The sequence below is a fragment of the Neobacillus sp. DZ-9 genome, from assembly GCF_059587065.1.
In genome coordinates this window covers 182787-194082 of record NZ_JCAIOL010000011.1, presented here as the reverse complement: position 1 = coordinate 194082, position 11296 = coordinate 182787, and the positions used below count along the sequence as shown (strand labels likewise).

The 11296-nt window shown below is 35.9% G+C and carries 12 protein-coding genes; 9 read left to right on the top strand and 3 right to left on the bottom strand.

The window, feature by feature from the left end:
* Positions 1-228 precede the first annotated feature (228 nt).
* The 3 genes from AC59HZ_RS25700 (at position 229) to AC59HZ_RS25690 (ending at position 2599) form a co-directional block, all read left to right on the top strand.
* Positions 229-1173, top strand: a complete 945-nt coding sequence (locus AC59HZ_RS25700; RefSeq protein WP_496548597.1) for a hypothetical protein — start codon at positions 229-231, stop codon at positions 1171-1173.
* A 233-nt stretch (positions 1174-1406) separates the two neighbouring features.
* Positions 1407-1877 carry a hypothetical protein gene (locus tag AC59HZ_RS25695; RefSeq protein ID WP_496548596.1) on the top strand — a complete coding sequence of 157 codons (471 nt, stop codon included), beginning with the start codon at positions 1407-1409 and terminating at the stop codon, positions 1875-1877.
* Between the two features lie 590 nt (positions 1878-2467).
* Complete coding sequence (locus AC59HZ_RS25690; RefSeq protein ID WP_496548595.1) at positions 2468-2599, top strand: hypothetical protein; 132 nt, start codon at positions 2468-2470, stop codon at positions 2597-2599.
* A gap of 89 nt (positions 2600-2688) precedes the next feature.
* Here AC59HZ_RS25690 and AC59HZ_RS25685 read toward each other — a convergent pair whose 3' ends face one another.
* Both AC59HZ_RS25685 and AC59HZ_RS25680 read right to left on the bottom strand, forming a co-directional pair.
* Entirely contained in the window at positions 2689-3891 is a 1203-nt protein-coding gene (locus AC59HZ_RS25685) for a C40 family peptidase (protein ID WP_496548594.1), read from the bottom strand.
* A gap of 110 nt (positions 3892-4001) precedes the next feature.
* On the bottom strand, positions 4002-4127 hold the full coding sequence (locus AC59HZ_RS25680) for a hypothetical protein (RefSeq protein WP_496548593.1): 126 nt from the start codon (positions 4125-4127) through the stop codon (positions 4002-4004).
* A gap of 292 nt (positions 4128-4419) precedes the next feature.
* On the opposite strand from AC59HZ_RS25680, the gene AC59HZ_RS25675 reads away from it, so the two are divergent.
* From AC59HZ_RS25675 to AC59HZ_RS25650, 6 genes are all read left to right on the top strand, one after another.
* A complete protein-coding gene (locus AC59HZ_RS25675; RefSeq protein ID WP_496548592.1) occupies positions 4420-4932 on the top strand; it encodes a DinB family protein in 513 nt (170 codons plus the stop codon).
* Positions 4933-5668: 736 nt separating this feature from the next.
* Positions 5669-6109 (top strand): hypothetical protein, encoded by a 441-nt coding sequence (locus AC59HZ_RS25670; protein ID WP_496548591.1) that lies wholly within the window; start codon positions 5669-5671, stop codon positions 6107-6109.
* A gap of 354 nt (positions 6110-6463) precedes the next feature.
* Entirely contained in the window at positions 6464-7231 is a 768-nt protein-coding gene (locus AC59HZ_RS25665; RefSeq protein ID WP_496548590.1) for an SHOCT domain-containing protein, read from the top strand.
* Between the two features lie 320 nt (positions 7232-7551).
* On the top strand, positions 7552-8544 hold the full coding sequence (mgrA, locus tag AC59HZ_RS25660) for an L-glyceraldehyde 3-phosphate reductase (RefSeq protein ID WP_496548589.1): 993 nt from the start codon (positions 7552-7554) through the stop codon (positions 8542-8544).
* Positions 8545-9008: 464 nt separating this feature from the next.
* A complete protein-coding gene (locus tag AC59HZ_RS25655) occupies positions 9009-9380 on the top strand; it encodes a DUF4430 domain-containing protein (RefSeq protein WP_335714806.1) in 372 nt (123 codons plus the stop codon).
* 217 nt (positions 9381-9597) lie between these two features.
* The gene (locus tag AC59HZ_RS25650; protein WP_496548588.1) at positions 9598-9975 is read left to right on the top strand and encodes a hotdog family protein; all 378 of its coding nucleotides are present in this window, start codon (positions 9598-9600) and stop codon (positions 9973-9975) included.
* A 205-nt stretch (positions 9976-10180) separates the two neighbouring features.
* Here the strand turns inward: AC59HZ_RS25650 and AC59HZ_RS25645 are convergent, their stop codons facing one another.
* Positions 10181-11278 (bottom strand): molybdopterin-dependent oxidoreductase, encoded by a 1098-nt coding sequence (locus AC59HZ_RS25645; protein ID WP_496548587.1) that lies wholly within the window; start codon positions 11276-11278, stop codon positions 10181-10183.
* Positions 11279-11296 lie beyond the last annotated feature (18 nt).

Genomic DNA, 11296 nt, shown 5'->3' with positions numbered 1-11296 from the left:
TATATTACAAATTCGACAATAGTATGGGTTTCCCTATCGGGAAAGTGGGAAAAAGGTGAAAATTGTTAGACAGACTCACGTACGGTGTTGTGAGAGGGGCGAAAATAATACATTTATCTTCCCTCTACTCGATTTCTGCTACCGGGCAGCATAGCTTAATAAGCAGGGAAATGCCTGAGGTATCTTGAAATTCTATAATATAAAAATAAATTAAAAGAGGAGAATTAAATGGATAGATTTTTTTCACTGTGTCTTCAAGGAGATATAAATTCAGCAATGGAATACCTAAATTCCATTCAGCCAAAAACAAAAGAAATTGAAAAATTACATCAGAGGTATATAGAAAGATTTTTTTCTCAAAAACCAGATGAAAATATTTTGACGGAAGATAGTTGGATTAGAGATGTAGTATCAGCTTATCATACTTATTTTCGAACAGTATTAACAAATGCAGAACTGATGAATGAGGCTGAGTTAAATCTGAATAAAAGTTTAAGAATGCATTTAAAAATGGAGTCACCTTTAAACATCGATGAAACTGAAAATGAGTTGGCTAATATTTTTACTGAAAAAGGTTATTATTTCTTGGGTGGAGTTACTCCTCCATTTAGAGGAGCATATATTTGGAAACGTACGGAAACAGTTAATTTTAATGTTGAAATACCTCACCAATCAATTCCAGTATCTGTACATATGATGTCAGATTTTATTCTTGAAGGCTGGATGGGGTACGCAACGTTTAACAATAGAGCTGTTGGTGGATGGGCAAACGAAGATGGTTTGTATTGTAATTTAAAACGTTACAAAGATTTAGAAGACGACCAGTTTCAGGTATCCTATTTAAAACACGAAGCTCAGCATTTATATGATTACAAATACTTTCCTGGTTTGAAGTCCTATGAATTAGAATATCGGGCAAAACTAGTAGAACTTATTTATTCCAAAAACCACTTCATTCTAGAGAAATTCCTGAACGATGCAAAAAATGACCCTGATTTTCCTCATCCGTATGCGTCTTTCAACATAATTAAGAATTTGTCTTCTATCATTTTTAAAAAAGATTATGAGCCTAATATAAATGTATGGTTAGGAATAGATTATAAAAAGATATCTTCCACAGCTCTGGAACTTTTTGATAAGAATTCGAGAGAACTAAAAACAGTCAGCTTGTAGAAACTAACTGTACCTTCTTCTTTATCTACCGGGGTGCAATAGTGTAGAAAAGCAGCGATTGTCCGCTTCTGGGGTGAAGAAAAAGCTGCCAATGGCAGCTTTTTTTCAATTGTTTCATCTACTAATAAAGTTAGTTTTAACAGGGATTTGAATATTTATTAACGTATTCAACCAAGATAAAAATTAGGAACGATCGGATTAGGTGGATAGATTGGTCTTTAGGAGGCAAAGTAGTGGCACTTGGGATTTGCGTACTCATCACTTGGTTTGTGGTTATTGTGCTAACACATATTCCAAAAAAATTATCTGAACTTGATATGGTATTCCTTTTCTTTGTTAATACCATATTCCAACTCAGTATATTTACAGTGTTGCATGTAAACCTTAAATGGATTGATGTGAATCATTCTGTAGAGAAATCAATAGCTGATTTGGTGATGCGTTTAATTATGAACCCACTTGTGTTTGTTATAACTTCCAACATTCTTTTATATTCTTGGAAATTCTTAAAATGGATCATTGTCATCGCAATCATTTTTAGTTTTATTTTGATGGGGAATTTATTAGAAAAGTTGGACATTATCACAGCCCATCATTGGAATGTTGGATATACCATATTAATGTTTAGCAGTTATGCAGTTTTTTCGAGATTGATGGCTTGGGTTATTGTCAATGCGGGTCGGAAAGAAGTGAAGAAAGTATGATTGTTTATGACAACCATTTCAATTCAAATGAATGGTTTATTCTGGTTGGATTATGCGTAGGAATCACCACGGTGTTGTGCCTTCCAAAACGGTTTCCGAGAAAAATGGCTATTGTATTTTTTACTTGTGGTATTTATAGCGGCTTCTTTTTCGATCATTCCCTAAGTGTTCAGCCTGTTAGTTTTTATGATGTAAATGACAATTCTTCTTATGAATTATTTGATTTTCTCTCTTACGTTTCTTATGGTCCATTAAGTTACTTATTTTTTTACGTTTATGATCGCTTCAGACCTGTATCTATTCCTATATACATTCTTAGTTGGTCTTTATTTAGCTTAGGAATGGAATGGCTTGCTACTTATTTTGGTGTTTTTCATTACAGGTACGGATACAAGCTGTTTTACTCATTTCCAATTTATCTGTTAGTTCAAACCTGTTGGATTGTATTATATCATCGGCACCATGGGTCTAACTCCAACATAAATTCAAATCCTATTCTTTAATTTACGATAATTTATGAGTAACTTATCCAATCCCTTTCGATATATCGGCATAGGATGTACTATGACTAAAACTAAGAAGGGACTATTATGAAGTTTTTAAAAATAGGGATTGGTTCGAATCTTGTGGTTCTTCTTGCTATGATGCTTCTCCCTGCTTTCCTTGTTTCAGACCAACTAGATGTTTTTGAGAAAGTTGTTTCCTTTATATCTGAAAAATAAAGCTGCCTATCAATGGGCAACTTTTTATTTTTATCGCTTTTTTGTAAAGAAAACGCCTGGATGTTTATCTCATCCAAGCGTTTCTCGTTTTAGTAAAACCTCTTAAATCCATCAAAATGCTGTTTCCAATAAGAATTGCTTAAATTACTAATGGCAACGCCAGATTCGCTTGCGTGGATAAATTGGTTGTCGCCAAGGTAGATTCCCATGTGGGAGATGCCTGGCTTATATGTATTTTCGAAAAAGACGAGATCGCCTGCCTTCGGCTGCGCCACATAGTAAGCGCGGCTGTAATATCCATCCGCGGAAGTACGGCCGATCTTCATGCCTGCCTGGTTCGCCACATAATAGATGAATCCGCTGCAGTCAAATCCGGAAAGAGAGCTGCCGCCCCACACGTAAGGCGTTCCAATCAAACTTTTAGCAGTCGAAATCATCTTCGAAGCAAAATCGGATGGCTGTGGAGGGGTTGTGGTACTAGGCTGCTGGCCCGATACCTTCAGCTTCTGTCCTACATAAATCATGTCGGAGGTTAACCCGTTTAGCGACTTCAAGTTCTGAACCGTCATGTTAAACTGCCCAGCAATTTTTCCAAGCGTATCACCGCTTTTAACAGTATACTCGGAGACCGTTGATGGAGCAGGTGCCGTTGGTGTTGGTGCTGGAGTTGGTGTCGTTGGTGCCGGTGCAGTCGGTGGCGTCGTCTGCGCCGCTGTGACCTTCAGTTTTTGCCCGACATAAATCATGTCAGATTTCAAGTTATTCAATGTTTTTAACTGTTCAACCGTCATGCTAAATTGCACGCCGATTTTACTCAAGCTGTCGCCGCTCTTAACGGTATATTCGCTAGTTGTTGTGTTGGACGGCTGTGGCGCAGGTGCCGGTGTGGCTGGCTTTGGTGACGTCGTTGTTTGTTTTGGGGCTGAGACCTTCAGGACTTGTCCGGCATAAATGATATTGCTATTCAGATTGTTCCATTGCATCAGCTCGCCGACCGTGACGTTATAACGGTTGGCAATTTTAATGAGAGCGTCGCCTTTTACTACGGTGTAAGTGGTCGTCTGCGGTGCCTGGGGCTCAGCGGAAATGATGAGATTTTGATTTTCATAGATAATATCGGATTTCAGGCTGTTCAGAGTCTTGATATCTTGAACACTCGTATTATACTTCGAGGCAATTTTTGATAAGGTGTCACCTTTTTGAACTTTGTATGTATCGGCGAGGGCGGAACCAGCAAAAAGCGTCGAAAAAAGCGCTGCTGTCGACAGCGTACGAACAATGGTTTTCTTCATCTTGTAAAAATCACCTCTATCTCTCTTTTTTCTTAATATTTTACCATAGTTTGCTATATTTTCGGGAAAAATTTGTTAAAAATTGACGCTGTGTATGGAGTTTTGCGGAATTAATAGAGTAATTCGCGGAATTCTACCTCGATTCGGCGGATTTCTAGTCCGATTTCGCGGAAAAAAATCAAAATTCCGCGGAATTCCGGTCCAAGATCGCGGAATCCTAACCAAATCTGCGGCATGTTTTAAATTTATCGGCCACGGTCACCTTTCCGAGATAAATAGAAAGAAGCCCTAATGATGAGTAAAGGATTCCGTTTTCGGGTGCTTTCTTAATAAATGACACAAGAATTGACGTATGAATTGGCCATTTAATGAAATAAGGATTATGAGCTAACTGCAGTTAAGTTGTAGAAGGATTTTTGTAATTAAAACAGAATAATAATATTTACCTCCAGAATTTGTAAGTAAGTTATTTGTAATTAAGAATCAATTGAAAGATTCAAGATAATGAAAAAAAGGAGGAAATTTAAAATGACGCATCCCGCATTAAAAATGTACGACTACCACATATGGGCAAATGGAGTTATAATTGATCGTTTAAAAGAATTTCCGCAAGACATTTATCATAAGGAAATTCAGACTGGCTTTTCTTCGGTATCAAAGGTGTTGTCCCACATTTATCTCACTGATTATGCATGGTTTGACATTATCTCAGGTAAAAGTATGAATGAAGCAATCGCAACCACGAATCAATTAAGAGAACAGATCGAAACGAAAAGTATTGAAGAAATGAAAAAGATCTTTTTAGGATTATCTGAACGTTACAAAGAACTTCTGAACAGCCAAGAAAATATTGAAAAGGTGATAGTGGTTGATAACCCATATGCTGGGAAGCTTGAAACTTCTGTTTCTGAATCGGTCCTACACGTTGTTACTCACGGATCATATCACCGTGGCAATATAGCTACCATGTTACGGCAAATGGGACACACCTCCGTGATGCAAGATTATGGACTTTACCTATTCATGCCCCAAACTTCATGATTACTCGTCTGGAAGTCTTATATTTTTATAAAAATTCTTCAATTAAAAGAGTGCTAATGTAATAAGGTGTGAACACGTTTCAACGACCTCAGTAATTCCAGAATAGGGCGCTTTTCTTGAATAAGAAGGCGTCTATTTGTATTGTACTGGATTCTAGATCAGCACTTATTAGTAATTGGAGTTATATTAAGGTGTAGAAGAGATTGTGAATCTTTTTACTTAAACAAATTTGTTAAAGATGAGATCGCTGCAGCGGTCTTTTTGCTTGTTCAGCTAACGGGGCAGGTTTGTTGAATAAGGAAATCATTATTTGGAACCTATTCTTGCTGATATTCGTACTTACTTTGGGGGGATATTTTTGAAAAACACAAAGTTAAGAATCGTATGGATTATTCCTAATGTATTTTGTTACTTGATGCTATTTGGATTATCAATGTGGGTAGTGACTAATGGTGAAAGGTTACAAGAAATCAATAGATTATCAATTTACGTTATATTTATGATTTTCCTTTTCTTAGTGTCAGTATTCGGTAGTTACCGTATTTGGAGATGGATAAAAGAAGGGAAAATGTAAAAAGTTCTTATTAAGCTAACGTGTGCTAATGTTAAAGACGGGATGCTGCGGTGATCCCGTTTTCTTATTGTGTTAACTGGCAGGTAAGTGGAAGAATGAAATGGTAAAATAGAGATTAGAAAAGTATTATTTTAAAGCTATTAAAATTCTAAGGAGAAACCAATGGGGAAAAAGTTAAGAACGGCATTATTCTCAACCCTGATCTTTAGTGCTTTATATTTTCTGTTTGAAATCATTCAGGACGATACAGGAGGATTAATTATTGTTATTTTGTGTGCAGTAGTAGGTAACTTTCTCTATGGAATACCTGTTTCATTTTTATCAGATTTTCTAACAAGGAGAATGAAAAATTTTAGGTTTATAGTCGCTGGATTTATACATATATTTTTCGGCTTTCTAACAACTTTTGTACTTAGCGTACTTGGTATGTATGCAGTGGTGTGCTCCCTGATTTTTTTCTTATTAGTTGAGTTGCAAAGAAAGGAGAACCTTAACCTACTCGTAGCTAATAAAAAATTTATTTTTTTTAACTTGTTTGTAATCATTGGTTTTTTCTCATTAGGAATATACGGTGTTCAAAAATTAGCAGATACGATGTTTTAACCAGGACCTTTTATTTGACTCGAATAACAAAGTAGATTGTGAAGTATCGTACTTAAAGTAACGGGTGCTTATGTTTAATAAAGAGTTGCTACAGCAACTCTTTTTCTTCTTTCGCTAACGTAAGCAGGTTAGCTGAAGAAGGAGTTTTTCATCAAACCGTGTTCCTTTGGATCTCCCTTCAATCAACTAATAATTTTAGTTCTCCTTCAGATAATTTTTTTTCAGATTATAAGAACGCTTAAGAATAATTCTTGATAATTTTTGGATATGTATTTATTAAATATCTTAATTACAACTCTAGCAATCATAATGTATTATTGATTTAGAAAAAGAAAAAAAAGGGGGGGATATTATATGGTTATTTTCATTTGTATTTTAATTGTAATAGCACTTTGCGTATGGGGATTTTTTAGATGGATAGAACATGGTGGGAAGGAATCATTGGAAAAATCAAAAATTAATGAAGCAAAAATACAAAAGGAGTTTGAAAGTCAAAATTTTAAGCCAGTAAAACGCCATGTGTATGAGCGTACTACGTTAGCCTTTGATAAACTTTCAAACAGAATATGTATCTTAAAAAAATATGGGTTTGAACACGAAGAAGATTTTAGTTTTTCTACTAAATATTACTCTCACACAGATTTATTAGAATCCCAAATTATTGAAGATGGGGTATCTGTAACTCAAACATCACGATCCAGTCAAATAGGAGGAGCCTTATTGGGTGGAATAATTGCAGGTGGTGTTGGAGCAATTATCGGTGGTTTATCAGGAAAAACCACAACAACTCAAACTGTTAAGAGTTTAAAATTACAGATTGTAGTAAATGATACATCAAAGCCCATACAGGAAATAACCTTCATAAACGAGAGTAAAGGAGTTAGCAAAGACTCAGAGTATTACAAATCGGTAATAACAAATATAAATGAGTGGCATAAATTAATTAGTGTACTAATTAATCAAGCTGACAAAGAAGATAGAAAAATGGCACTTTCTGAAGAAACGCAAGGTACTTCCAGTTCTAGTACATCAGATGAAATAAGAAAATTATATGACCTATTTAAAGAAGGTATTATAACTCAAGAAGAATTTGAAGGTCAAAAGAAAAAATTAATAGGATAAAAATTTGAAAAATTGAATCGAGGATTGATAAAGCCGTTTCTCTTAAAGGGAACGTCTTCTTTTGGTGAAGTATGTGAAGAAATGCACTTAAAGTAACGGGTGCAAGAGTTAAAGATGGGATGACTGCGGCGATCCCTTTTGTTCTTCAACTTAAAACGGGGGAAAAGGGAGCGATAACTTCAAACCCTTACTTATCTGTATGAATAAAAGGAATTAAAGGTTGGCAGACGAATACATTTTTTCCAGGGAGCTTTTCTTTTAATAGACATATAAAATCGAACGTATATAATATTACATGTAATCAAAAAGGAGGGGCAATCATGGTTTACCAAGCAGATCAAACTCGATATGACAATATGAAATACAATCGAAGCGGACATTCCGGTCTTCAGCTTCCAGCCATATCACTGGGCTTATGGCATAATTTTGGTGGTGTTGATACATATGAAAATGGCCGTGCCATGCTTAGAAGAGCATTCGATTTAGGTATTACACATTTTGACTTAGCTAATAATTATGGCCCACCGGCAGGATCAGCCGAAGAAATGTTTGGTAGGATGCTAAAAACAGATTTTGCCCCATACCGGGATGAAATGATCATTTCATCAAAAGCAGGGTACTATATGTGGCCAGGCCCTTATGGGGAATGGGGGTCAAGGAAATATCTCATTTCAAGTCTAGACCAAAGCCTAAAGCGAATGGGTTTGGATTATGTTGATATTTTCTATTCACATAGACCTGATCCAAACACGCCTCTTGAAGAAACGATGGGTGCATTAGACTCAATTGTTCGCCAGGGTAAAGCATTATATGTTGGAATTTCAAGCTACAGTGCTGAACAAACAGATGAGGCAATCAAAATATTGAATCAATTAGGCACTCCTCTTGTCATTCATCAACCTAGCTATTCGATGCTGAATCGATGGATTGAAGATGACTTGCAAGATGTTTTGCAGGAAAACGGTGTCGGATCGATCGCCTTTTGTCCATTAGCACAAGGATTATTAACCAATAAATACTTGCATGGAATTCCTACTGATTCTAGAGCAGCAAAATCAACAGGCGCATTGGGTACTGATCAAGTAACGGAAATTGTAATTAATCGTGTCCAGCAGTTAAATGAAATCGCTGTAGAACGTGGTCAAAACCTGGCACAAATGGCCCTAGCATGGGTTTTAAGAGGTGGTAAAGTTACATCCGCACTGATCGGTGCAAGCCGTGTAAGCCAAATTGAAGAAAACGTTGCAGCATTAAATAACCTATCTTTCTCTGAAGAAGAATTAAATCGTATTGAAGATATCCTAAAAAGCTAAAACTCAAGTAACCTGCCTGATGCATCAAGGCAGGATTTTTTTGTGCCTTAATACGTTAATCCGATATGCAATAGTATCTATTTTGGAGTGTATAAACCCAATTTATAAATTTGATTTTAATAATAATCAACCTGAATTGAATTGAGTATGTGAAGAATTATACTTAAACAAACGGGTGCAAGAGTTCAAGATAGATCGCTGCGGCGGTCTTTTTTTGCTTGTTGTACTAACTGGCAGGATAGTTTAATAACAGTCAAAAAGACAAAAAAATTGGTTCTTTTTCAATCGCTTAAAGCTTAGATTAAATTTTAGCCATAAACCATTGTCATTAACCAAATTTGTTATAGTTAATTCTATTTATATTTAAAATTACACCTAATAACTTGTTAGGTGTTTTTATATGAAAACAACACTCATAATTAAATGACATTAGGAAATAATAAGAAAAATTGAGGAGGATAAATATGTACAAACTTGCTTTTGCACTCCCCTTTTTGTTTGCTTTATGGCTTGCAAATCCAGCATATGCTGTTGAAGTAAATGGCATTATTCAGATTATGGATCAAAACAATAAAGTTATAGTAAAGAAAAATATAACATTTGAAGAGGGAGACACTATTTACGACATAACCAAAAACAACTTTGATGTGGCGGAAACAAACGGTATGATTACAGGAATCAATGGATTGGTTGATAAACCTACAGAAAACATCCATTGGGCTGCATTTATTGATGGTAAATTTGTTGAAATTTCACCAGACGATGTAGGACTTTACGCAAATGATATTTTAACTTGGGCGTTAAGGGATTACGATAAACAAGAAATAATGAAATAAAAAGAAATGTTCATCACGGAGGTTATATAATTCGCCTCTTTAGAAATAAGAGTTGAAGAGCCAGCTGCCAATCTCGGCAGCTTTTTTATTTTAAGTAACGGATGCAGGGAGTTGAAGAAGGGTTTTTTTGGATTTTTATGGAATATATTACCTTAAAAAGTCTGGTATTGATGTAATATTCGCATTGTGATTAACCAGACAGTGGGAGGAGTTTAAAATGTCATTAAAAGCAGGAGACATAATTACGTTTGAACGAACTTTTACAGTAAGGGATGTTGAATTATTTACTGAGATTTCAGGGGATGAAGGGATACATCATATAACCCCAGATGAACAAGGAAGACTTGTCATTCAAGGGTTACTAACGGCAACTCTGCCAACAAAAATAGCTGGAGATAATAACGTACTGGCTCGTAGTACGAGTTTTGAGTTTTTAAGACCTGTTTTTACAGGAGATACAATAGTTTGTATAGTTAAAATTGAGAAATACGAAAGGCAAGAAAATAATAGAACAGGGTTTGTTGCATCCTTTTTATGTAAAAATCAGAATGAAAAAGAAGTATGGAAAGGAGATGTATCAGGCGTAATTCTTTAAACTTTATTTTATTTAAAAATACTTTCTATATAATTCCTGCCTAATACTTCCGCTTTTCACGATTATCCAGATATCGTTTAAACAAATTTCGCAGCGGATAATTAAAATAAACCTTTATTCCACCTCTTTACTATCAGTGAGTTGGGGAGAAGGCTTAAATAAGTAAAAGTCGTAATTCCAAAAAGACCTTGCATTTTTTACTTGCTCAAAATGTTGCCTCAGCAGGATAGCCTCGTTGTTCCCAGTATCCTTGAATACGAGTGGATGCAAATTCAACACGATTTACCCATTTGATAGATTTGTACCCATACATTTTTGGCACCACCAATCGAAGCGGAAAACCTTGTTCGACGAGAAGCGGCTGATTGTCCATCTTATAAGCTAGAAGAACATCGGATTCCATCGCTTCTTTAAGGGATAAACTTTCTGTATAGACCCCATCAGCCGAATAGAAGGTGATGAATGAAGCTTCTGAAGTGGGTTTTACCAATGAAACAAGCTCGCGGATGTGAATGCCTTCCCATTCCACATCCGAAACCGTCCATCCTGTTACACATTGGAAATTTTTAATCTGTTTTGTGACAGGTAAAGATGTCAATTGTTCAAAAGTAATTGATTTTTTAGTAGCCACTAGACCATCAACCATCAATCGGTACTTGTCGAGCAAAACTTTTGGATAGTTGTCCGTCACAGTAAAATAATCCGGAAACTCATGTACACCCGGTTTCGAATTTGCTGATACTTTACCACGCGTAGTGAAAAGCTTTGAAAACGGAGTCATTGCAATGGCACCAATCACTAAGCCTGAAACTCCCCAGCGTAGAAATTGCCTTCGTTCTGAATCCATTTTTTTCGTTGCCAACGTTTGGGGATATTGGGTTCCGGTTGCTTTGAAGAAACCATGCAAGAAAAACCAAATGCATAAAAAATAAGACAAATTCCTATGCCAAGGGAATGCTGCTTCTCTTATGCTTGCGGGAAACCAATTGACCTTCCACAAAGAAAATCCAGTTAAAACGATTGCTGTACCAAAAAATATTGGCATAAACCAATCGACTTTTCGTATGCGGTTCAACTTTGGCAACTTCTTCACAATAGGAGAAAATAACGACAGAAAAAAAACGATTCCAAAGAAAATATGAGCATCATAAAGGAAGAATAGATACCGTATCAGCCTTACATGAAAAAATGGGATATAAAGAGCAAGTCCTGTTACCATGAGAACTAAAAAGGATACAATGGAATAATGGTGTAGCCATACATAATATTTCGTCCATTTCCCATGAGGAAACCATTTCTTCATTTTTCCCCCTCACAATCA